This window comes from Sphingomonas sp. (assembly GCF_031372575.1).
Taxonomy (GTDB): Bacteria; Pseudomonadota; Alphaproteobacteria; order Sphingomonadales; family Sphingomonadaceae; genus Sphingomicrobium.
Map to the genome: position 1 here is coordinate 1 of NZ_JANMLM010000057.1, position 22,024 is coordinate 22,024.

A 22,024-nucleotide genomic window follows, 5' to 3' on the forward strand; every position below is an offset into this window, starting at 1 on the left:
CGCGCATATTCCTTCCACGCCCGCGCCACCCGCGCCGGCGTATCGAGCAAACCCTCGCGGCCCGGATCGTCGCCCGCCCAGCGGATCAAGGTCCGCACCGCCTCGGCAACCTCGTCGGGCACGGCAATTTTCGGGTCGGCGGACACCAGGTCACCGGAATCAGGGCTGGACGACATCATTCAACTCCATCGCAATCGCATTCGCCACCTCGACCGCCTGTACCCGAATATCGGGCACCGCGATAATTTCCCAGTATCGCGCCTTGCCGAGCGATCCCATCGCCCACATCCGGTCCGCCCCTATCACCCGCACGCCGTCATCGACGTTGATCCCGATCCCCAGCGCATCGGGCTCGGCCAGCCCCGCATCGAGCAACGACCGCAACACCGGATCGCGGGTCCGCGCAATCGCGTGGAGCGGCCCGGTGCAATTGATCCCGACCGCAAAGCGCCGCACCGGATCATTCTTCGCCGCCCCACGCTGCCGAATGATTGCGTCGATCGCGCCATCCGCCTCGACCAGCGACTGCACCCGCCCGCCAAGCACTTCCATCCGCCCCTCGGCCATCATCCGTTCGACAATCGCCCCCGCCTTGGGCGCGATGCGGTGGCGATGGACGTCCCACCACGGCCGCGCGTGGCGCATGAAGCGGCGCTGGTCGTCCAGGCTGAGCGATGCCCACAATTCATGCGTTCGCGGTCGCACTGAATCTACCACGTCCCGCCACTCGATCGCGCCGCTTCGCTGCCGCACCCAGCGAGACAAAGCCCGGAGCGAGCCGCTCGGCGCGTCGTCGGACGACGGCACCTGGCTCATTGTCTCAAGCTGGATCCGCGGCATTTGCCCGCGCCGCGACACCGCGACCAGTTTGCCGCAATATCCGGCCGCATCGAGCGACATGGCAACGTCGATCATCGACAATCCGCTGCCCACCACCAGCACATCGCCGCCACTGGCAACCGCCTTGGCAATCACCGCGCGGCCCGCTTGGCCCCACGGATCAGCCGCGAACAGATGTTCCGGCAGATCGCGCGCGAACGGCAGCGCGTCGGGCGACTGGTTGCCGGGGGCAAGCACCACTGCCTCCGCCGCGATGCGCGACCCGTCGCCCAGCCGCACCGTCCAGCCCGGCTCGATGCCGATCGCCTCCCCCTCGATCACTGTTACCGCCGACGCCTCGAGAATATCGCGCAAATAGCGCCCGAACAGCATCCGCGGGACATAGGCCTCGGGGTCCGCTCCGGTCGCGTCCGCGAAATCGCCTGGCGCGTCGGGCCAGGCACCCATTTTCACCGCCGGGATATTGAGCAGATGCGCCGGGTCCTCGGTCGAATAAGCTACGCCCATCCCGACCTGTGGCGCGCGGCCGATCAGGGTCACGTCGATTCCCCGCTTGGCGAGCTGGACGGCGGTCATCGTGCCGCCGAAACCCGCCCCGATGATTGCGACGCGTTTCGGCAAAGTGTAACCTTATCATTGACTTAATGGTGGCCCCGGCAGGACTCGAACCTGCGACCTTCGGTTTAGGAAACCGCTGCTCTATCCGGCTGAGCTACGGAGCCGTGGGCGTCGAATAGGGGCCGCAGTGGCGCGAATCAATCACTCACCATCGGTATATCGCGGCGATGCTTCATCACCGGGATCCGCGACCTGACCTCGGCGATCCGCTCCAGATCGATCTCGGCGAACAGCAACTGTTCCCCCTCGCCCCCATCGACCATCACCTCGCCCCACGGATCGACCACCAGGCTATGGCCGAAAGTCGCGCGGCCATCGTCGTGCCGACCCGATTGTGCCGCCGCGACCACGAACAGCCCCGCCTCGATCGCCCTTGCACGCAGCAACACATGCCAATGGGCTTCGCCAGTCGGAACGGTGAACGCCGCCGGAACCGCAATCACCTCGGCCCCGGCCTCGCCCAGCCGCTCGAAGATCGCCGGGAAGCGCAGATCGTAACAGATCGTCAGACCCAACGACCCGACCGGAGTCCCGCGCACCACAACCGCCTCATCGCCCGCCTGATACACCGCCGACTCGCGCCAGCTTTCGCCGGTTGGCAGATCGACATCGAACAAATGCATCTTGTCATAGCGCGCCGCGACGTCCCCCGCCGCATCGATCACGAACCCGCGATTGACCAATTTGCCGCCGCCTTCGCGCAGGGCCAGCGACCCGAGGTGCACCCAGATATTATTCGCCCGCGCGGCGTCCCCCACCGCCGCAAGCACCTCATCCTCATCTTCGCTCCGTACCACCGCCCCGGCGCGCTCGCGATTGCTGTCGAGCAGTCCCGACATTTCGGGAGTGAACAGCATCGCCGCTCCGCCAGCCGCCGCTTGCTCGACCGCGACGACCAGCGCCGCCGCATTGGCCGCCGGGTCGATGCCGCTGCGCATCTGGAAAATCGCGATCTTGACCATCGTCAAGCCGCCAGCAAGCCGACCAGCTTCCCCGACGCAGCCAAGTCCATCAAATCGTCGCACCCGCCGATATGCCGACCACCAATGAAAATCTGCGGCACGGTCGTCCGTCCGCCGGCCCGGTCGATCATCTCGCTTTTCTTCTCCCCGCCCCGGTCGACCGCATATTCGACCACAGCAGCCCCGCTTTCGGCGAGCAGGCGCTTGGCACGGACGCAATATGGGCACCAATCCTTGGTGTAGATTTCGACCTTGGCCAACCTTGTCACTCCTCAATTTCCTCCGCTTCTAACGCCCCAGCAAAGCCGGCCGCACCACACGCGCAAAACAAATCAAATCGACTCGCTCGGCGCCGGCGCGAAGCAGGACCTTGGCGCAGGCGTCGGACGTGCTTCCGCTGGTCAGCACATCGTCGACCAGGACAAATCGCCGTCCCTTCACCCGCCCCTTATTCGTCACTTTGAACGCCGCTCGAACCTCGTCCGCGCGCTGCCGCGGGCTCATATTCTTGAGCGATCGGGTGCGCTTGACCCGTTCGAGCAATGCCGGCTCATGGATCATCCCGGTCAAGCCCGCCAGTCGCGCTGCAATCAGCCCCGCCTGGTTGAACCCGCGCCACCAGATGCGCGTCCAATGCAATGGCACCGGCACCAGCGCTGCATCGGGTGACACCTCCACCAACGGTCGCATATAGCGCGCCATCGTCGCTGCCAGCGCCACTTTTCGCGAATATTTCAGCCGCAGCACCAGCGACCTGGGGATGTCGCCATAAGCCATCGCCGCGCGCGTCCGCGCGATAATCGGTTGTTCCGCCAGGCACCGCCCGCAATGCTCGATGTCGGTCGCCTCGAGCGGCATGCCACAGCAATCGCAGCCGTGGCCAAGCCATTCGACCTGCTGCCAGCACGTCGCACAAAATTGGTTCGGCTCATCATTGATCGTGCCACACCCCGCGCAGCGCGCCGGAAGCGCGAAGTCGAGCGCATTGCGGCCAAGCCACTGTATCCCCTGCATCACGGCGTTCATCGCCTCTTGTTGCGGCTGTCGGCGCCGCGCACAAGGATCAAGTGAGCCATCCCATATTCGATCAATCCGTTCGCCAACTTCGACGTACCCGTGCCTTGCGGTTCGGCGGCGACCGTTTCCTCCACGACCGAGCGCTTGAGGAATGCCTTGATCGGTTGCGGGACATACGCTGGCCGATTGCAACGGCGCTGATCGTCGGTGACCATGCAAAGCCCTGGATCCGCGCCGTTTCGCAAGCGCTGCCCGAGGCCGCTGTCACGGCAGTGAGCGACCAGGAACTGCTTTACCTTGAGCCGGGGTCATTCGATCTGTGCCTGTCGATCGGTGAACTGGAAACCAGCCCTGACCTCACCATCGCGGCGTTTGCGCTGCGCCATCTGCTCACGCCTGGCGGACTCTTGCTCGGCGCGATCGTCGGCGGCAACAGCCTGCCACGCCTGCGTGTCGCGATGCTCGCTGCGGACCGGGCCGGAGCCGGCGCGTCGCCGCGCATTCACCCGAGCATCGACGGCCCGTCCCTGTCTGCCTTGCTTTCTGCGGTCGGCTTTGTCGAACCGGTGGTCGATGTCGACCGGGTCGAGGTCAGCTATGCGAGCTTCGACCGGCTGGTCGCGGACCTGCGGGCGATGGGCTGCACCAACATGCTGGTTGAGCGGTCACGCCGACCATTGACCCGGCACCAGTTCACCCTTGCGCGCGCCGCCTTCCTTGATGGCCAAGACCGGGCGAGCGAGAATTTCGAGCTGCTGCACTTCGCGGCGTGGGCGCCGCAACTCTGATCAAACAATATAGAAATTAACCTTGCTCTGCGAAGGTTCTCTTAACCAGTCGCGCCTAATCATGTCATTGTGGACCAAGATCAGAGGAGGGTGGCGTGACAGCTATCCGTATACTTTTGCGCACCTTGGGTGCGGACAAACGAGGCGCGACTGCGATCGAATATGGTTTGATCGCCGCGCTCATCGTCATCGCGATGATGGCCGGCCTGAAGACCCTCGGCGGCGGTGCCGGTGGCATGTGGACCAAGGTCGGCGACGTCGCCAACACCTACATGTGATCGCTCTCGCGGCTAAGCGCGCCGCCTGCCATAGACCACGACTTTGACCTTCTGGCCGGGGGTTAGCACGCCATTGGCCATGACCCCGTTGAGCGCCATGAAGCGTTCGAGCTGGAAATCGCGATAGGCCATACGCTGGGCCAGCGTGCGCACCGTATCGCCGCGCGCGACCGTCACCACGTCGATTACGCGCGGACGGATCGCCGCCGCATCGGCCGGCGATACGCGCTGCAACGAGTCGACCATCGACGCGAACGGCCCGATCCCGGCCCCCGCCTGTGTAATCATCACAAAATGATAGACCGTGTTGCGATCCCAGCGATACGCCATCACGCTGACATCGACTGCGCCTGAGGATGCATTCACCCGGCCTGAGCTGAACGCGGCTTCAATGCCGTTGATCATCGTCTGACGCGGCGGGTTCATCTGAACCTGCTGCTGGCGGCCGGTCAGACTGTTGACCACCTGCGCGATATAATTGCCGAGGTCGCCAGTATAGCCGCTGCCGCCGCCAAACTGGGCCTTGCCAGCGGTTCCGCCCTCGATGCTCACCGCGCTCGTGCTATTTTGCATCAAATAGCCGGTCGGCACCGTGAATCGCAGTCGCAGATCGGGATGAATGAAATTGCGCCCTTCGATGATACCCTGCGCAGGATCGTCATCGACCGTCAGCCCCTCGATCTGGGCGAGGAATTGGTCGCGGTTGCGGAGGCCCTTTCCGGCGCGCCCGCTCTGCATTGCAAGCTGTTGCTCGCGCTGCACCCGGCTCTGGCTGTTTGGGTGGGTGCTGGCCCATTCGGGCGTCGAGCGACTATCTTTGCCCTGGATGCGGAGTTGCAGCGCATCGGCGCGCCCTAAGGCAGCAAGGATCTTGGCCCCGCCGAGCGGATCATAACCCGCCGCGATCATGTAGCGGGTGCCTAATGTATCCGCCTGATACTCCTGATTGCGTGAGAAGCCGAGGGTCGCAACCTGCGCATATTGCTGCGCCAGCCCGCCGAGCGATCCGACCCCGGCAACGTTGCCAATGATCGCCCCGAGCACACCAAGGATCGAATTGCGTGTCGCCGCCGCCTTGCGCTGCTGCGCATGATTGGCGGCAATGTGACCCGCTTCATGGCCGAGTACGAAGGCCAGTTCGGACTCGTCGTCCATCAGTCCCATCAACTGGCGCGTGATGTAAATATAGCCGCCCGGCACCGCAAAGGCGTTTTCGACCGCGGTGTTGAGCGTGGTGAAATTGAACGCTTGCCCGGGGTTGGCAACGCCCGAATAGCTCGCGACTCGTCGACCAACGCCTTCGACATACGCCGCCCGAGCGCCGGTTTCCGCGCCGCCAAATTCCTTGACCAGGTCGGCATGCTGGCGCTGCGCCTCGGCGACCTCGCGCGGATTGAGCGAGCGCACCTGCGCGTCGGCGGCGGCGGGAAGGGCGAGCATCGCGCTGGCGGCGAGCAATAAGGTGTTACGCATAGTCACTCCGTGACAAAGAGGTGATTTCGCCTCCCTGAACGGGTTCAAATGCCGGATGGTTCCGTAACGATCTCAGCCGATGGCGAGAAATTTGGCGCGGCGCTGGGCAAGCAATTCGTCGGGTCCCAAATTCTGGCAACCGCTGATTTCTTCGACAATCGCCGCTTTCAGCGAGCCGATTGCCGCTGCCGGGTCGCGATGCGCGCCGCCAAGCGGCTCTTCGACGATACGGTCTGCGACCCCTAGCGCCTGCAGGTCATTGGCCGTGATCTTCATTGCTTCGGCCGCGTCGGCTGCCTTGTCCGACGTCCGCCACAGGATCGACGCGCAGCCTTCGGGCGAAATCACCGAATAAACCGCATGTTCGAACATCAGCACGCGATTGGCCGCCGCCAGCGCCACGGCGCCACCCGATCCACCCTCGCCGACCACCACCGCGATCAGCGGAACTTTCAGCGCCAGGCATTGCTCGGTTGATCGGGCAATCGCCTCGGCCTGGCCACGCTCCTCGGCCTGAACGCCCGGAAATGCGCCCGGTGTATCGACCAACGTCACCACCGGCAGCCCGAACCGGTCGGCAAGGCTCATCAGGCGGATCGCCTTGCGATAGCCTTCGGGCTTGGCCATGCCAAAATTATGCTTGAGCCGCGACGCCGTATCGTCGCCTTTCTCATGGCCGATCAGCATGACTTTCTTGCCGCCGATCCGTGCCAGCCCACCGATAATTGCGGGATCGTCGCCAAACGCCCGATCGCCCGCCAGCGGCATGAACTCCTCGGTCATGCCAGCAACGAAATCCTTGAAATGCGGTCGGTCGGGATGCCGCGCGACCTGCGATTTCTGCCACGGGGTCAGCCGCGCATAGATTTCCTTGAGCAATTTGGTCGATTTGGCCTCGAGTTTGGCCACTTCGCTGTCGATATCGATCGAGCCCGCACTCGCGGTTTCGCGCAATTCGGTCAGGCGCCGTTCGAGTTCGGCGATTGGTTTTTCAAAGTCGAGATAGGTGAGCATGGTCGGCGCGGGGGGTTAGGGCCGGGACCGCCCCCCGTCAACGTGGGCCTGCGCCCTTATGTGCCAGCGGATGGCGCTCGTTGACCAGTTGAACCAGCCGCTCGCTGTCGACATGAGTGTAGATTTGGGTCGTCGCAATGTCAGCATGACCAAGCAGCGTCTGCAGCGCGCGCAAGTCCGCCCCGCCGGCCAGCAAATGCGTTGCAAAGGCATGACGAAGCACATGCGGGCTGACCCGTTCGGGCGCGATCCCCGCTGCCGCTGCCATCGTCCGCATGATCTGGAATAGCCGCACCCGGCTGATATGCCCGGTCCGGCTGGGGAATAGCCACGGACCTTCGATCAACGTCGCCGACCAGCGCTCAACCGCCGCCGCAGCGCGCGATGACACCGGCACCAGCCGTTCCTTGTCGCCCTTGCCGCGAATGATCAGGAATGGCTGCCCCTGGCGCAATGCGCGCCTCGGTAGAGACACCAGTTCAGTGGCCCGAAGGCCCGATCCATAGAGCAGCTCAAGCAACGCCAGGTTGCGAAGCGCGATTGGCTCACCGCTCGACGCCTTGTCTTCGGCCGACCGGAACATCGTGTCGACATCGTCCCGGTCGAGGATCCGCGGGAGTGGCCGAACTTGGCGAGGGCGCGGCAATGCGGCGCCCGGGTTGTCCGCGCGCAGCCCCTCTTCCTGCAGGAAACCGTAGAACCGCCGCAATGCCGCCGAGCGCCGCGCGAGGGTCGACGACGCGAGCTGCGACCATGCCGGGGCAAGTCCACCCAACTCGTCGATCGATGCTTCGCCTAAGCTCGGAAGCAAGCCAGCCGCAGCCGCCAGGTCACTTCGATAGGCCGACAGCGTATTGCGCGACGCCCCTGCTTCCGACGCCAGCATGTCGAGAAACCGGTCGACCAACGCAAGGTCGTCCACGGTCACGCCAGATGCTTCATGTGCGCGACAGCGCCTCGGCAGCGATCATCCGGGCGGCAAAGGCTTGCCCATTGCGGTTCAGCGCGGTGATCAAATGAAACAAATGATAGCCGGGCACCGATTCCATTCCCGGAGCCTGCATCCCGACCGCCGCAAGCAATGCCACCGTGCCGGCCTGGTCCCGCACCGACGCGCCGTCGATCGTGCGGGTCCACACCGATTTGCCGCCCAGTCCGAGTTCGTACCGCGCGCTCAGCTGGCCTGCCGCGCTGGTGCTGATCCGGCCGAGCCCGGCGAGCCCGGCGACCAGCAGCGCACTTCGCTGCTTGTCCTTGCTCGCGTCATTCTTGATGAAATCGGCAACCCGTGATCCGCCAAGGTCGATCCCCTGGGTCGTTGGTGCCCCAAGCGCCAGCATCGCCCAGCATCGATCGGCATATTGGTCGTCCATATCGTTGACCACGGTGACCCAGCGGGCCGCTTCGCGGTCAAAGCCGCCAGCCAGCATGGCCGAAATCAGTTCGGGCGCTATCTCCTGCAATTCGGCGTCGGGGGGAATCCGTTGCGCTGCTCTTGCCAGCAAGGCACGGGTTGCCTCGCGTTCGGTCGATCCCTTGGCCGAATCGAGCAATTTGCGGATCGCCGCAATCTTGTCGTCCTGATTCTTGCCGGCCACCGCAAGCCGCACCTGCCATGCGTCGGTCTGGCCAAGGTCGCTGGCATCGGTCAGGTCGTAAATCTGGGCGTACAGGTCGATCAGTGCCTGCGATGAAAATACCCCCAGTCCGGTCGCGATCCGGGCCGATGCCAGCCTTTGCTCGGCACTCAGCATCGGGGCCCGTGCCTGCCACGCCCGCAATTGCGGACTGGCGGCACCGATCAGGGCCGCTGGCGGCTCCATCCCGGTCGCGGTCGCAAGGCCGAAGCGCCACGCATTGAGCCGCTTCACCGGCTTCCACTCGATCGTAACGGCGCGCGCGGTGTCCGCGCCCGCGCCGACCACTTTGTCAGCCAGCGCAAGGTCGATCGGGTCGAACCGGCCGCGACGTCGCGCTGCTTCCACATCGGCGGCCGCGATAGCACTATTGCCTGACAGCGACGCGCACATCGCCCGCACTAGCGGTGCAACGTTTCGCTCGACCTTGCGCAGCCCGTCCTCGATCGGACACAACGCCGAAGGATCGGCGCTCGCGAGCGCGCTCTGCACCGCAATCTGATACATTTTCGGGGTAAAGTCGGCGACGTCGACCCCCGCCACCAACAGCCGCGCGCCATCCGCTTCGCCCATCCGGATCAACAACCAGGCGCGTTCCGCTACCCAGTCGGCGGGATTGACGTCGCCCGGTCCGCGAACATTGGTCAGCAAGGCATTGCGAAGCAGGATATGCCCCCAGCGCGATGCCAGAGGGCCGTCGGTCTTGCGCATCAGGATCGACAAGAATTTGCCGCTCGACCTGCCCCACGGATTGTCACCGAAGCCGGTCTGGGCGGCGGGTAAAGGACCAACGCTCGACGGGTCGCGCCTGGCATCGTCGGGAAGCTCGATGGGCGGCGCGATTTCGACCACCATCGCGTCCGCCGCCTCGCTCGGGGTCAGTCCCGACAAGCCGGTCTCGACCACTGCGCTACTCTCGGCCGGCCGGGTTTCAGAGTCAGGCTTGGGTGCCGGGGTCGGCGTCTGGCTCGGCGCCGGGGCCGGATCGCCAAACCCGGGCGGAAGGATCGATTCCGGATTATCCTGGGCAAGCGCGGGGATGGCGACCGCCGCCACCGCCGCGACCGCCACGCTCCAGAGAAGAAATTTATTGCGCAGTTGGTACACGGGCGACGTCAGCCTCGATCTTGGTCAGCGGAACCTCATGGGCGCTTGATGACAGGAAAAACGCGCCGCCGACCACCAGCAGCAATAACAGAATGAGGACTAAGACACCGCGTGACATTGCATTCCTTGCCGGCTGAAAAAGGTAATCGCGGCCTTTTGCCCGACCATGCATCCCCATGTATAGCCCCTTCACTGTGCAAAGTTGGACTGATCATCTCGACAAACCGATTGTCCTTGTCGGCCTGATGGGGGTCGGCAAGTCGACCGTCGGTCGGCGTCTCGCCAAGCGGCTCGGGCTGCCGTTCGTCGACAGCGATTCGGCGATCGAGGATGCGGCCGGTTTCAGTGCGGCCGAAGTGTATGAGAAATTTGGCGAGGAGGATTTTCGCGACGGCGAGCGGCGGCTGGTCGCGCGGTTGGTCGATGGAAAGGTCGGGGTGATCGCCACCGGCGGCGGCGCGTTCATCGATTCGCGAACCCGCGAATTGCTCAACGCCCGGGCAATTACTGTCTGGCTCGACGCGTCGGTCGACGTGCTGAACGAGCGAACCGGGCGCCGTGACACCCGGCCCCTGCTCCGCAATGCCGACCCCAGAGGGACGCTCGAGAAACTGGCCGACGAGCGCCGTCCCTCTTATGCCGAGGCACACATCCACATCCTGAGCGGGGGCGGCGGCCATTATGAAGTGGTCGAGCGGATCATCGTCGCGCTGGAGCGCCATCTGGCGGCGTGACGGGCTTGGTTTCTTGCGGTGGCGGCGTGGTGATTGGCGACCTGTCCGAAGCGTTGGATCGCATCTCGAGCATCGGCGGGGGGCACCCGCTCCCACTCGTAACCGACGCCCGCATCCTCGCTCTCCACGGTGCCAAACTAGGTCCGGTCATGCTCCAGCCGCCGATCCTCATTCCCGAGGGCGAGACCGCCAAGGACTGGCCGACGCTGGCCGCAATCATCGACGGCCTTGCCCAGCGCGAAATCCGTCGCGGCACCCCGATCATCGCGTTTGGCGGCGGATCGATCGGCGATGTCACCGGCCTCGCCGCGTCGCTCTACAAGCGCGGCTGCCCGATCATTCAAATTCCAACCACCCTGCTGGCGCAGGCCGACAGTGCGATTGGCGGCAAGACCGCGATCGACGCTGCAGGGCAGAAAAATCTCGTCGGCACGTTCCACATGCCCGCCTTGGTCGTGGTTGACCCGTCGTTGCTCGACACGCTTGATCCGCGCCAACTCGCCTCAGGCTATGCCGAAGTGCTCAAATATGGCCTGATCGACGATCCCGCTTTCTTTGCTTGGTGTGAGGCGAACGGCGCGGCACTGATCGCCGGGGACCGCGCTGCGCGCCATCACGCCATCACCACCTGCGTCCGTGCCAAGGCGCGTATCGCCGCCGCCGATCCCGACGACACCAATGGCCAGCGCGCCCTGCTCAATCTCGGCCACAGCTTCGCCCACGCCATCGAAGCGGAGGCTGGGATCGGGCAGCTGTTGCATGGCGAGGCGGTGGCCATCGGGCTGGTGCTCGCGTTTCGATTGTCGGTCCGGCTCGGGCTTTGCCACGACGCCGACGCAATGCGCCTGGTCACCCATTTGCGCGCTGTCGGCCTTCCGACCGGCCTCGACCAGGTCGGGCTTGAACGGGCGGGCGGTGCCATCCTTGACCAGATGCGCAACGACAAGAAAAACCGCTCGGACGACTTCACCCTGATCCTTGCGCACGGGATCGGCCGGGCGATACTCGCGCCAGTCCCGGCGGGCGCCCTATTGGCCATACTTTCGGCGGCCTAAAGGCCGGCCTTATCCTCGGGATCGGCGAGCGCGCGATTCTCGGCGAAAATCTGGTCCTGTCCGGCGCGATAGTCGCCTGCTTCGCGCTGGCGCTCCAAACGCTCGCAATCGCGCAGACGATAGGCGCTTTCGACGCGGTCGATTTCCTCGGCTTCGATGCCGAGTTCGGCGAGTGCCTTGCGGCCCACCTTGACCGCGCTTTCGAACAGTTCGCGCTGGGCATAGGCCAGGTCGAGCCCGCGCAAATCGATTAACTGCCGCCGGTCGAATACGCGGGCCATGATGCTAGCTTGTGGAAAGGCCTCGAGCACGCGCGTGAGCGATTCGCGGTTGAGGCTGTCGCCATCGTTGCAGAACAGGATCGCCCGCGCATCGGCCGCACCGGCGGTCCGCAACAGGTCGATCCGCGTCCCGTCGCCATAATAGACCTTCCACCCGAATTCGCCGCTGACGTCGATCATCTCCGCGTCGAGATCGATGATCGTCACCCCGAACCCCTTGGCCATCAGCATCTGGCCGACGGTCTGGCCGAAGCGGCCGTAACCAACCATGATAACCGGGGTGACGGGCGACTTTTCGGGGCCGTCGAGGTCGGTCCTTTTTTCTTCGTAGCGGTCGAGCGCGCCAGTCAGCCGCATCAGCAGCGGGGTGGTCGCCATCGACAGCACCACCACGGCGCTGAACATCGCCGCTGCATCGGTCGTCAGCAATTGCCCCGCCGCCGCCTGCGCGAACAACACGAAGCCGAATTCCCCCGCTTGGCTAAGCAAAAGGCCAAGGCGGATCGACCGATGCCACGGCACCCGGAAGGCGCGGCTGACCAGCATCAGCACCAGTGCCTTGATCACCACCATGCCAACCGCGATCCCGATCACCGTCAGCGGTCGATTGGCGATCACCGTCAGGTCGAGCAACATCCCGACCGACAGGAAGAACATGCCGAGCAACAGCGAGCGGAACGGTTCGATGTCGCTTTCAAGCTCGTGGCGATAGGGGCTCTCAGCCAGCATCACGCCGGCGACGAATGCGCCAAGTGCCACTGACAGGCCGAAGAAATGCATCAACGCCGACACGCCGACCACTACGAACAGGCCGGCGAAGACGAACAATTCCTGCTCCGCAATCCGTCCGACCAGCCGGAACAACGGCCCGAGCAGGAACCGGCCAGCCACCACCAGCCCGACCACTGCGGCGATCGTATAAAGCGCCAGCGTCAGCCCGCTTGGTGCCGACGGATCCGGATTGACCCGCGACAAAGCCGCCACGATCGTGATCAGCGGGACGATGCTCAAATCCTGGAACAGCAGGATCGAAAAGGCGCGTTCGCCGCGCGGCGTGTTGAGCAATCCGCTCGACCGCAGCATCGGCAGTATCTGCGCGGTTGACGACAGCGCCAGCGGCAGGCCGATCGCCAGTGCCGCCTGCCACGACGGCTCGAACACCAGGTAAATGAACCCGCTGAGCGCCAGCCCGGACAGCACGACCTGCGCCAGCCCAAGCCCGAAGATGTTCTTGCGAAGCCGCCACAAGCGGCCCGGGTCAAGTTCCAGCCCGACAATGAACAACAACAGCGCAATGCCGATTTCGGTCAGCCCCGACAATCGTTCGGGCTCCTCGACCAGCCCCATCGCATAGGGGCCAATCACCGCCCCGCCGACGATGTACCCGAGCGTCGCGCCAAGCTTCAGCTTGCGGAACAGCAAAGCGAAGATCAGCCCCGCGCCCAGCAGGATCGCGCTCGCCTCGAGCAAGGCGGTGGTGGCGTGCGCGGTGCTTTGCGGATCGCTCATTTTGCCTGCTCGATTCCGGCGACAAGCGCACGGAACGGCAAAAGAATAGCCCCATGTCGCCCGCGCCGGTCACGCGCCGGATCAAGCATTGCCATGCCCGGCCAGGGTTCATCGCCCGCCCCGTCCAGCCAGCGCTCCACACTAGCCAGCACGGCGACTGCACCGATTTTGTCAGTGCCTGCACCATGCATCCCGACCAGCGCCGCCGCCGCTTGCCCAAATGCGCACGCCTCGACCGCCTGCTCGATTTCCGTCACGCGGCCGTCGGCATCGAGCGCCACCCGCATCGCCACCCGGCTGCCGCAGGTCAGTGATCGGACCGCGGCGACATCGTCCAGTTCATCGAACGATTTTTGATTCGGAATCGACGCGGCGAGGCGAAGAATGTCGCGCGTGTACAACGGAAGGGTCACGCTCGCCGCCACGTCGTCCCTCCGGGCCCGTCCTCGAGCAGGATTCCGTCGGCCTTCAGCGCATCGCGAATGCGATCGGATTCGGCAAAATTTCGCGCTGTCTTGGCTGCGGTCCGGGCCGCAATCTGTACATCGATGGCGCTCGAATCACCGTCGCCACGAAACCAATCGTCGGACGACATGGTCAGCAGCCCGAGCAACCCCGCCGATGCCTTCAGTGTCGTGCTATCCTCAATCGCGCCCAATCGAGCGATTGCCAGCGGCGTGTTCAGATCGTCGGCCATCGCCTCGACCACGCCCGGATCAATCTCTCCAGGCGCACCATCACCGGCCTTGCGGTACAATCCGTCGAGCGTCGCCTTCGATTGCGCGATCAGGCTTTCGGTCCACGGCAGTGGTGATCGATAATGGCCCGACAACAGGGCAAACCGAAGCACCTCCCCGCGATGCCCCGCGGCCAGCAGTCGATCGACCGTCACCACATTGCCGAGGCTCTTCGACATCTTCTCTGCGCCCATGTCGACGAAGCCGTTGTGCACCCAATAGCGCGCCAGCGGAGCGCCATCATGCGCACAGCGGCTTTGCGCGATCTCATTTTCGTGGTGGGGAAAGATCAGGTCGAGCCCGCCGCCATGGATATCGATTGTCTCGCCAAGGTGCGCGCGGATCATCGCCGAGCATTCGATGTGCCAGCCCGGTCGTCCGCGACCCCACGGGCTATCCCAACCGATCACCCCGTCGGCGCTCGGCTTCCACAGCACGAAGTCGGCCGGGTCGCGCTTGTACGGTGCTACCTCGACCCGTGCGCCGGCGATCATCGCCTCGCGGTCGCGGCGACTCAACTGGCCATAATCGGGGTCCGACGCGACCGAGAACAGCACATGCCCCTCGGCGGCGTAGGCGTGACCCTTGTCCATCAATGTCGCGATCATTGCCACCATCGGCCCGATTTCAGCGGTCGCGTGCGGCGCGATGGTTGGCGCCGCAACGCCAAGCGCGGCCATGTCATCGAGATAAAATTGCTCGAACCGCTTGGTAATCACCGACGGCTCGACTCCTTCTGCCTCGGCGGCAGCGATGATCTTGTCGTCGACGTCGGTGACATTGCGGGCATAGGTCAGGCTGCCCTCGCCATAGTGATGCTCGATCAACCGCCGCAGCGTGTCGAACACCACTGCGGGGCGCGCATTGCCGATGTGCGCGCGGCCATAAACCGTCGGGCCGCAGACATACATGGTGATCGCTTTTGGGTCCGCGGGAACGAAGTCGCGCTTGGCCCGCGCCAGCGTGTCGTGGAGGCGGATCATTTCGGTTCGCCGGTCACCTGCGGCTGGTGCTTGGTCTCGACCCAGTCGACCACCGCTTTCGAGGTCGCGTTGAGCAATGGATAGGTGCGCGAGCTGGTCATCCACTCAGGCCGTTCTGCGGTCGGGCCATAGACCATGTCGGTGGCGAGGTGCGCGAGCAGGAAGAATAGAGTCGCGCCGATCAGTCCCTTGACCATGCCGAACCCGCCGCCAAGGATCCGGTCGAGCGGGCCAAGGATCGAGCGCCGCGCCTTGCCGCCGACCGCGCGGGCGAACAATTTGACCCCGATGTAGCTTGGCAGGAACAGCAAGGCGAAGGCCACCGCCGCCGCGCCCGTCTCGGTCCCGACCGACCCGGCCAGCCGCGCCTGCAACGGTGCGTGGAGGAATTTCAGCGCAATGATCGCGACCACCCAGGCGAGCAACGCCAGCACTTCATGTGCGAACCCACGCACAAAGCCGACCATCGCGCTTCCGGCGAGCAACAGGACGACGAAGATATCGAGCGCGGTCATGATGCTTCCGGCTAGCGGCGGTCGGGCGCGAACGCCAGCCCCCTATCGCCCCAAAATCTGGTCGGCCAACCCGCGCAGATTGGCAAACCCCGCAACCTTGATCCCGCCCTCGCTTTTGCTGCCGATCGGGGCCCACGCCTGGCCGAACCCCAGTTTAGCGGCTTCCTTGAGCCGCAACGGGGCGTGCGCCACCGGGCGAACTTCACCCGACAATGCAATTTCGCCCATTACGATCGCATCCTGCGGCACCGACCGTTCGCTCATCGCCGAGACCAATGCCGCCGCCACCGCGAGATCGGCCGCAGGGTCGGTCAGGCGGTAGCCACCGGCGACGTTGAGATAGACTTCGACCGTCGCAAAACTCAGCCCGCAGCGCGCTTCGAGCGCCGCGAGAATCATTGCCAGCCGCCCCGAGTCCCAGCCCACCGCCGCACGCCGCGGGGTTGCACCACTCGCCAGCCGCACCGTCAGCGCCTGGATTTCGACCAGCACTGGGCGGGTCCCCTCCAGCGCGGGGAAGATCGCGGTCCCGCTAACCGCATCGTCGCGGCTGGTCAGGAACAGCGACGACGGATTGGCGACCTCGGCCAGCCCGCCTTCTTCCATCGCGAACACGCCAATCTCGTCGGTCCCGCCAAAGCGGTTCTTGACCGCGCGCAGGATCCGATACTGGTGGCTGCGCTCGCCCTCGAAGCTCAGCACGGTGTCGACCATATGCTCGAGCACGCGCGGGCCGGCGATGCTGCCGTCCTTGGTGACATGGCCGACCAGCACCACCGCCGCACTGCTCTGCTTGGCAAAGCGCACCAGTTCCTGCGCCGACGCCCGCACCTGGCTGACTGTCCCCGGCGCGCCCTCGATCAGGTCGCTATGCATCGTCTGGATCGAATCGATCACCACCAAGGCGGGTGGCTGGCCCTCACTAAGCGTGGTCAAAATATCGCGCACGCTGGTTGCCGCCGCCAGCTCGACCGGCGATCCACCCAGCCCGAGCCGGAGCGCGCGCAGCCGCACCTGGTTGGCGGCTTCCTCGCCCGAAACATACACCACCCGGCTGCCCGCCCTGGCCAGCTTGGCCGCGACCTGCAGCAGCAGGGTCGACTTGCCGATTCCCGGATTGCCGCCGACCAGCATCGCCGATCCCGGGACGATCCCGCCGCCGATCGCGCGGTCGAATTCGGCAATCCCCGATGCCAACCGCTGGGGCAGCGCAACCTCGTCGTCGAGCGAGGTCAGCGTGATCGCCCGCCCGCCACCCGACAGATCATGCTTGGCACTGAAGATATTGGTCACCGTCGCTTCTTCGACCAATGTATTCCATTCGGCGCAGTCGGCGCATTGCCCCTGCCAGCGGTGGCTCGACGACCCGCACGCCTGGCAGACATAGACTTTCTTGGGCTTGGCCATGGCATCACATTGACGTGAACGAAGCAAGAACGCAAGCGCGCCGCTTGTCGATGCTTGGCGTGCCAGCTAGGCGGCGAACATGACCCTCCTGCCCGCGCCACTGCGGATCGCCGAATTCAGGCTCTATTGGATCGCCCGCTTCGCCGCGGTGCTGGCGACGATGGGGATGGTCGTGATCATCGGCTATCAGGTCTACGATCTCGCCCGCGCCGCGCCGTCGGCTGGCGGCTATGGCATGTCGATCCGTGCGGCCTCGTTCCAGCTCGGCCTGCTCGGCCTGTCACAATTCGTCCCGCTCGCCTTGCTGACCCCGGTCGCCGGCTGGGTTGCCGACCGGTACGAGCGGCGAACGGTGGCGCGGCTCGCCAACGGGATCGACATGAGCATCGCGCTCGCGCTCGGATGGCTGACCGCGACCGATGCGCTCAGTTTGCCAATCCTGTTCGTTTTTGCTGCGCTGCACGGGGTCGCGCGGGTGTTCGTCGGGCCGGCGATGTCGACCATCGCCCCCAACATCGTCCCACCCAAGATATTGCCCGAAGCGATCGCCATGAGCTCGATCGCATGGCAGGTCGGCTCGGTCATTGGCCCGGCAATCGGCGGCTTCCTGTACGCGTCCGACCCGGCCCTTCCTTACTGGGTATCGGCCGGGCTGATGCTGGTGGCGATCATCGCGATCAGCCCGATCCGCCCGATCAAGCCGCCAACGATTACCGGCAATGCCCATCCGTTGCGCCAGATGCTCGACGGCCTGACCTATGTCCGCCTGCACCGCTTCCTGCTCGGCGCGATCACGCTCGACCTATTTGCAGTCCTGCTCGGCGGAGCGACCGCGATGCTCCCGGTCTATGCGCGCGATATCCTCAAGGTCGGGACGGAGGGGCTTGGCTTGCTGCGTGCCGCCCCGGCGGTCGGCGCAGCTTTGCTTGCGCTTTATTATGCCTGGGTGCCGCTCAAGCGGAACGTCGGGGTCAAGATGCTGCTCGCCGTCGGCGGCTTCGGCGCGATGACCATCGCGTTCGGACTGTCGCGCAACATGGCGCTCTCGCTTGGCGCCCTCGCCTTGCTCGGCATGTTCGACATGCTGTCGGTCTATGTCCGCTCGAGCCTGGTCCAGCTCCACACCCCCGATGCGATGCGCGGCCGGGTATCGGCAGTCTCTGGCCTCGCCATCTCCGCCTCCAATGAATTGGGCGAAATGCAATCCGGCCTGGCCGCTGGATTGCTCGGTCCGACGCTTGCGGTCGTCAGTGGCGGCGCGGCGGCCATTGTCGTTGCAATGGGATGGGCCATATTCTTTCCTGAACTTCGTAACGCGCGCACCTTCGATCCACCGGTGGCGCCCGACCCTCTGAAAGGAGAAACCGCATGAAGGCCAACTCGACCCTCGACACCATCGGCAACACCCCGCACATCCGCCTCAGCCGCCTGTTTCCCGATGCCGAAGTTTGGTGCAAATCGGAGCGCGCCAACCCCGGCGGGTCGATCAAGGACCGTATCGCGCTGGCGATGATCGAGGATGCCGAGAACAGCGGCAAGTTGAAGCCCGGCGGGACGATCATCGAGCCGACCAGCGGCAATACCGGGGTTGGTCTGGCGATGGTTGCCGCAGTCAAGGGCTACAAGCTCATCCTGGTCATGCCCGATAGCATGTCGATTGAGCGCCGCCGCCTGATGCTGGCTTACGGCGCGACCTTCGTGCTGACCGATCGCGCCAAGGGCATGCAGGGCGCGGTCGATCGTGCGACCGAGATGGTCGCCGAAAATGACGGCGCGTGGATGCCGGCCCAGTTCGACAATCCTGCCAATGTCGAGGTTCACGTCCGCACCACCGCAGAGGAAATCCTGGCCGACTTTCGCGACACCCCGTTCGACGCGATGGTCACCGGGATCGGCACCGGCGGCCACATCACCGGTGTCGCGCGAGTCCTGAAAAAACAATGGCCGTCGATGAAGGTGTATGCGGTCGAACCGGCGCTGTCGGCTATCCTCAACGGCGGCAAGCCCGGCCCGCACCCGATCCAGGGCATTGGCGCCAACTTCATCCCATCGATCCTCGATCGCGACCTGCTCGATGAAGTGATCGACATGGACGCCGGCGAAGCCAAGGACATGGCCCGCCGCGCGGCAACCGAGGAAGGCATGCTGATCGGCATTTCGTCCGGCGCGAGCCTCGCTGCGGTCGCGCGCAAGCTGCCCGAATTGGGCGCGGGCGCAAGGGTGCTGACGTTCAACTACGATACCGGCGAGCGTTACCTTTCGGTCGCCGATTTCCTGCCCGAGGAAGATGCTTAAGTTAACAAACACCGCGTTCGTTTGAGGGGCTGTTAACTCCTGCCTGCCATAGTCGGCCCTAGAGTAAGGGTATTGGACGATGCGTAGGAGCAGATTCGGCAGCAGTATCAAGGCGGTGGACCGCGATCCGCGCGCTGCGTGGCTCGAAACCCTGTCGTTCGACCTGCGCCCGCCGGTCGATGGCGAGGAATCGGTCATTGCCGATCAGCGCGTCGCCCAGCTGACCTATGTGCCGTTACTGCTCGGTGTCGCACACATCATTTCGACAGCCGCAATCCTGCTCCACTACGGCTTCTCAATCCCTTCCTACGTCGCGCCCTATTTGTTCGTGCCTGCCGGCATTGCATTGATGTTCGATGTTGCGGCCTTGGCCTTCATGCGGATGCGCGAGCGGTTCGATGTTTCGCCGCGCAACGTTACGGTCGCCATGTCCGTCGTGGTGTTCCTGTCATGCAGCCTGTGGTCCTTGTTCGGCCACGCCGCCGCGACCTTGCCCAATTCTTCGCAGTCGGGGATTCTCTCGCTAGTCATCGGATCGGTGATCGTTGCCAGCGCGGTCGCGGTCAGCAGTTCGCCGGTGCTCGCGGTTGTCTGCGCGTTTGTCGGGACGGTCGGCGCAGCGATCTTCAGCGGCGATCCGGCGGTGGTCGGCGGGATTGGTACGATGTCGATGGTCGTGGTCGCATACAGCGTTGGCAGTGCCCGCAAGATGATCGCGTCAGCGCGCCGTCGCCTATCGCTCGACAATGAAGCGCATAAGGCGCTGCATTTCGTCACCGAATTCGAAAATAGCGGCCGCGGCTGGTTCTGGGAAACCAACAGCCAGGGCACCTTATCCTATGTATCGCAACAGTTGGCGGAGGATTTCGAAACCCAGCCCGAGGCACTACTCGGCCGTCAGTTCACTGCCTTGCTATCGGTCGACGCAAGCCCGGATAGCCCGCTTCGCGAGGAACGCACCCTAGGCTTCCACCTGTCGGCGCGTTTCCCATTTTCCGACGTGATCGTCCGCGCCGCAACCAATGACGACGTCCACTGGTCGCTATCGGGTAACCCGATCTTCGACGACAATGGCCGCTTCATGGGCTTCCGCGGGATCGGCACCGACCTCACCGAACAACGCCGCTCGGAGCAGGAAATCACCCGCCTCGCCCGGTTCGACTCGCTGACCGGGCTGCCCAACCGCGCGATGATGCGCCAGACGCTCGAGGAGGCTCTTCGCAACGCCGCGCGCCGGCAAAAGGGCTGCGCCTTGTTCCTGATCGATCTCGATCGGTTCAAAAACGTCAATGACACGCTGGGGCATCCGATCGGCGATGCCCTCCTCCGCCAGGTCGCCGAACGACTGAAATCGGTGATGGGCGTCCACGGCCAGGTCGGCCGCCTGGGCGGTGACGAGTTCAAGGCGGTGCTCCCCGGAACGGTCGAGACCGGCCTGCTCGAGTCGCTCGCCAAAACCCTGATCGAGCAAGTCTCGCGGCCCTACACGATCGAGGGTCACAAGGTGACGATCGGTGCCTCGGTCGGCATTTCGATCGGCGATCCGGGCCGCGCCTGCGCCGATGCGTTGGTCCGCAACGCCGATCTCGCGCTGTACGCCGCCAAGGCTGCCGGTCGCGGCCAGCATTTCTTCTACGAACAATCGATGCACAGCGAAGCGACCGATCGCCAGGCGCTCGAAAATGATCTCCGGCTGGCGATCGATCGCGGCGAAATGTCGGTCGTCTATCAGCCGATCGTTCGTACGACGGGTGAAGATGTCTGCGGGTTCGAGGCGTTGGTCCGCTGGACTCACCCCACGCGCGGCGCCATCGGTCCCGACAAGTTCATCCCGCTCGCCGAAGAATGCGGCATGATTGAAAAAATCGGGACCTTCGTGCTTCGAACCGCCGTCGAGGAAGCCAGCCATTGGCCCGACCAGGTGCGGATCGCGGTCAATCTGTCGCCGATCCAGTTCAACAATCCAGCGATCATCGCCACCGTCGCGGCCGCCCTTTCGGATCACAAACTTCGCGCCGAACGGCTCGAGCTGGAAATCACCGAAGGCGTGTTCCTGGCCGACAATGACGCAACCGATGAGACATTCGCCAATCTCAAGGCGCTGGGCGTTCGCCTTGCGCTCGACGATTTCGGCACGGGCTACTCGTCGCTCGGCTATTTGAAGAAAGCACCGTTCGACAAGATCAAGATCGACCAGAGCTTCGTTCGCGGTGCTGCATCGCGCGACAATCGCAACTCGGCAATCATCCGCGCGATCGTCACGCTCGCCGAAAGTCTCGGCATGGATACCACGGCCGAAGGCGTCGAGACCCACGACGATTTGCAACTCATCCGCGAACTTGGCGTGAGCCAGGTCCAGGGATTCATCTTCGGTCGTCCAGCGGATGGCGCGACGGCCCGCGAAATCGCGTCGAAGCTGGCGGTCGAGGCCGATGGTTTCGCCTGCGTCCGCGAACCAAGACAGAGCCTGATGCGCCGCGCGCTGACCGCGATCAACGGCGAAACGGTCGAGATTCGCTTGCGCAACATTTCGGCCATGGGCGCCCTGGTCGAGTGCACCGCGCCGGTCGCACCGGGGACCCAATTGACGGTCGACATCGTCGGTGTCGGCCCGGTGGTCGGCACGGTCCGCTGGGCGCAAGCCAGTCGGTTCGGAATGAAGTTTGAAGAAACATTCGAAATCGCCCGGCTCGCCCCGCGCCGCGAAAAGCTCAACGACGTGACGATGCTATCGCCCTGGTACATCGGCGACCGAGGCAAGATCGCCAGCTAAG

22 protein-coding genes and 1 tRNA gene are annotated in these 22,024 nt (G+C 64.5%); 7 read left to right on the forward strand and 16 right to left on the reverse strand.

Going from position 1 to position 22,024, the window contains the following annotated elements; translation table 11 throughout:
* The 6 genes from RMN73_RS04325 to RMN73_RS04350 form a co-directional block, all read right to left on the reverse strand.
* A partial coding sequence (locus RMN73_RS04325) for a GTP cyclohydrolase I (protein WP_405051525.1) occupies positions 1–179 on the reverse strand: 179 nt, incomplete at its 3' end.
* On the reverse strand, positions 160–1,461 hold the full coding sequence (locus RMN73_RS04330; RefSeq protein ID WP_309602086.1) for an FAD-dependent oxidoreductase: 1,302 nt from the start codon (positions 1,459–1,461) through the stop codon (positions 160–162). The genes RMN73_RS04330 and RMN73_RS04325, both read right to left, overlap by 20 nt.
* A 24-nt stretch (positions 1,462–1,485) precedes the next feature.
* Positions 1,486–1,562, reverse strand: a tRNA-Arg gene (locus RMN73_RS04335).
* A 33-nt stretch (positions 1,563–1,595) separates the two neighbouring features.
* Positions 1,596–2,420: a carbon-nitrogen hydrolase family protein gene (locus RMN73_RS04340; RefSeq protein ID WP_309602087.1), complete on the reverse strand. Its 825-nt coding sequence runs from the start codon at positions 2,418–2,420 to the stop codon at positions 1,596–1,598.
* Between the two features lie 2 nt (positions 2,421–2,422).
* Positions 2,423–2,680 (reverse strand): glutaredoxin 3, encoded by a 258-nt coding sequence (gene grxC, locus RMN73_RS04345; protein WP_309602131.1) that lies wholly within the window; start codon positions 2,678–2,680, stop codon positions 2,423–2,425.
* A gap of 28 nt (positions 2,681–2,708) precedes the next feature.
* Positions 2,709–3,446 carry a ComF family protein gene (locus RMN73_RS04350; RefSeq protein WP_309602088.1) on the reverse strand — a complete coding sequence of 246 codons (738 nt, stop codon included), beginning with the start codon at positions 3,444–3,446 and terminating at the stop codon, positions 2,709–2,711.
* 41 nt (positions 3,447–3,487) lie between these two features.
* On the opposite strand from RMN73_RS04350, the gene RMN73_RS04355 reads away from it, so the two are divergent.
* Together RMN73_RS04355 and RMN73_RS04360 are read left to right on the forward strand one after the other, a co-directional pair.
* Positions 3,488–4,225, forward strand: coding sequence for an SAM-dependent methyltransferase (locus RMN73_RS04355; protein WP_309602089.1), 738 nt, complete (start codon positions 3,488–3,490; stop codon positions 4,223–4,225).
* Positions 4,226–4,320: 95 nt separating this feature from the next.
* On the forward strand, positions 4,321–4,503 hold the full coding sequence (locus RMN73_RS04360) for a Flp family type IVb pilin (RefSeq protein WP_309602090.1): 183 nt from the start codon (positions 4,321–4,323) through the stop codon (positions 4,501–4,503).
* A 12-nt stretch (positions 4,504–4,515) separates the two neighbouring features.
* On the opposite strand, the gene RMN73_RS04365 is transcribed toward RMN73_RS04360, so the two are convergent.
* The 5 genes from RMN73_RS04365 to RMN73_RS04385 form a co-directional block, all read right to left on the reverse strand.
* Positions 4,516–5,976, reverse strand: a complete 1,461-nt coding sequence (locus RMN73_RS04365; protein ID WP_309602091.1) for a M48 family metalloprotease — start codon at positions 5,974–5,976, stop codon at positions 4,516–4,518.
* Positions 5,977–6,048: 72 nt separating this feature from the next.
* Positions 6,049–6,990, reverse strand: coding sequence for an acetyl-CoA carboxylase carboxyltransferase subunit alpha (locus RMN73_RS04370; protein WP_309602092.1), 942 nt, complete (start codon positions 6,988–6,990; stop codon positions 6,049–6,051).
* Positions 6,991–7,027: 37 nt separating this feature from the next.
* Positions 7,028–7,918 (reverse strand): tyrosine recombinase, encoded by an 891-nt coding sequence (locus RMN73_RS04375; protein WP_309602093.1) that lies wholly within the window; start codon positions 7,916–7,918, stop codon positions 7,028–7,030.
* 10 nt (positions 7,919–7,928) lie between these two features.
* Positions 7,929–9,698: a hypothetical protein gene (locus RMN73_RS04380; RefSeq protein ID WP_309602094.1), complete on the reverse strand. Its 1,770-nt coding sequence runs from the start codon at positions 9,696–9,698 to the stop codon at positions 7,929–7,931.
* A 16-nt stretch (positions 9,699–9,714) separates the two neighbouring features.
* Entirely contained in the window at positions 9,715–9,852 is a 138-nt protein-coding gene (locus RMN73_RS04385) for a hypothetical protein (protein WP_309602095.1), read from the reverse strand.
* Between the two features lie 76 nt (positions 9,853–9,928).
* Between RMN73_RS04385 and RMN73_RS04390 the strand changes: the two genes are divergently transcribed.
* Both RMN73_RS04390 and RMN73_RS04395 read left to right on the forward strand, forming a co-directional pair.
* Positions 9,929–10,468 (forward strand): shikimate kinase, encoded by a 540-nt coding sequence (locus RMN73_RS04390; RefSeq protein WP_309602096.1) that lies wholly within the window; start codon positions 9,929–9,931, stop codon positions 10,466–10,468.
* On the forward strand, positions 10,465–11,523 hold the full coding sequence (locus tag RMN73_RS04395; protein WP_309602097.1) for a 3-dehydroquinate synthase family protein: 1,059 nt from the start codon (positions 10,465–10,467) through the stop codon (positions 11,521–11,523). Before RMN73_RS04390 ends, RMN73_RS04395 begins: the two co-directional genes overlap by 4 nt.
* Here the strand turns inward: RMN73_RS04395 and RMN73_RS04400 are convergent.
* The 5 genes from RMN73_RS04400 to radA are packed head-to-tail and all read right to left on the reverse strand — an operon-like array spanning position 11,520 to position 16,955.
* Positions 11,520–13,313, reverse strand: coding sequence for a cation:proton antiporter (locus tag RMN73_RS04400; protein ID WP_309602098.1), 1,794 nt, complete (start codon positions 13,311–13,313; stop codon positions 11,520–11,522). The two genes, RMN73_RS04395 and RMN73_RS04400, sit on opposite strands and share 4 nt — an antisense overlap.
* Complete coding sequence (locus RMN73_RS04405) at positions 13,310–13,726, reverse strand: iron-sulfur cluster assembly scaffold protein (protein ID WP_309602099.1); 417 nt, start codon at positions 13,724–13,726, stop codon at positions 13,310–13,312. The genes RMN73_RS04400 and RMN73_RS04405 overlap by 4 nt, the downstream gene beginning before the upstream one ends.
* Positions 13,723–15,033 carry a cysteine--tRNA ligase gene (cysS, locus tag RMN73_RS04410; RefSeq protein WP_309602100.1) on the reverse strand — a complete coding sequence of 437 codons (1,311 nt, stop codon included), beginning with the start codon at positions 15,031–15,033 and terminating at the stop codon, positions 13,723–13,725. The genes RMN73_RS04405 and cysS overlap by 4 nt, the downstream gene beginning before the upstream one ends.
* Positions 15,030–15,548: a CvpA family protein gene (locus tag RMN73_RS04415; RefSeq protein WP_309602101.1), complete on the reverse strand. Its 519-nt coding sequence runs from the start codon at positions 15,546–15,548 to the stop codon at positions 15,030–15,032. The genes cysS and RMN73_RS04415 overlap by 4 nt, the downstream gene beginning before the upstream one ends.
* Before the next feature lie 42 nt (positions 15,549–15,590).
* Entirely contained in the window at positions 15,591–16,955 is a 1,365-nt protein-coding gene (gene radA / locus RMN73_RS04420; protein WP_309602102.1) for a DNA repair protein RadA, read from the reverse strand.
* A gap of 79 nt (positions 16,956–17,034) precedes the next feature.
* On the opposite strand from radA, the gene RMN73_RS04425 reads away from it, so the two are divergent.
* The 3 genes from RMN73_RS04425 (at position 17,035) to RMN73_RS04435 (ending at position 22,023) form a co-directional block, all read left to right on the forward strand.
* Positions 17,035–18,327 carry an MFS transporter gene (locus RMN73_RS04425; protein ID WP_309602103.1) on the forward strand — a complete coding sequence of 431 codons (1,293 nt, stop codon included), beginning with the start codon at positions 17,035–17,037 and terminating at the stop codon, positions 18,325–18,327.
* The gene (gene cysK, locus RMN73_RS04430) at positions 18,324–19,250 is read left to right on the forward strand and encodes a cysteine synthase A (RefSeq protein ID WP_309602104.1); all 927 of its coding nucleotides are present in this window, start codon (positions 18,324–18,326) and stop codon (positions 19,248–19,250) included. The genes RMN73_RS04425 and cysK overlap by 4 nt, the downstream gene beginning before the upstream one ends.
* A gap of 79 nt (positions 19,251–19,329) precedes the next feature.
* Entirely contained in the window at positions 19,330–22,023 is a 2,694-nt protein-coding gene (locus tag RMN73_RS04435; protein WP_309602105.1) for an EAL domain-containing protein, read from the forward strand.
* Position 22,024 lies beyond the last annotated feature (1 nt).

Coding starts and splice junctions, on each gene's coding strand:
- RMN73_RS04340 (WP_309602087.1), bottom strand. CDS start 2,420: ATGGTCAAGATCGCGATTTTCCAGATGCGCAGCGGCATCGACCCGGCG.
- RMN73_RS04350 (WP_309602088.1), bottom strand. CDS start 3,446: ATGAACGCCGTGATGCAGGGGATACAGTGGCTTGGCCGCAATGCGCTC.
- RMN73_RS04365 (WP_309602091.1), bottom strand. CDS start 5,976: ATGCGTAACACCTTATTGCTCGCCGCCAGCGCGATGCTCGCCCTTCCC.
- RMN73_RS04370 (WP_309602092.1), bottom strand. CDS start 6,990: ATGCTCACCTATCTCGACTTTGAAAAACCAATCGCCGAACTCGAACGG.
- RMN73_RS04385 (WP_309602095.1), bottom strand. CDS start 9,852: ATGTCACGCGGTGTCTTAGTCCTCATTCTGTTATTGCTGCTGGTGGTC.
- RMN73_RS04400 (WP_309602098.1), bottom strand. CDS start 13,313: ATGAGCGATCCGCAAAGCACCGCGCACGCCACCACCGCCTTGCTCGAG.
- cysS (WP_309602100.1), bottom strand. CDS start 15,033: ATGATCCGCCTCCACGACACGCTGGCGCGGGCCAAGCGCGACTTCGTT.
- RMN73_RS04415 (WP_309602101.1), bottom strand. CDS start 15,548: ATGACCGCGCTCGATATCTTCGTCGTCCTGTTGCTCGCCGGAAGCGCG.
- radA (WP_309602102.1), bottom strand. CDS start 16,955: ATGGCCAAGCCCAAGAAAGTCTATGTCTGCCAGGCGTGCGGGTCGTCG.
- RMN73_RS04425 (WP_309602103.1), top strand. CDS start 17,035: ATGACCCTCCTGCCCGCGCCACTGCGGATCGCCGAATTCAGGCTCTAT.
- cysK (WP_309602104.1), top strand. CDS start 18,324: ATGAAGGCCAACTCGACCCTCGACACCATCGGCAACACCCCGCACATC.
- RMN73_RS04435 (WP_309602105.1), top strand. CDS start 19,330: ATGCGTAGGAGCAGATTCGGCAGCAGTATCAAGGCGGTGGACCGCGAT.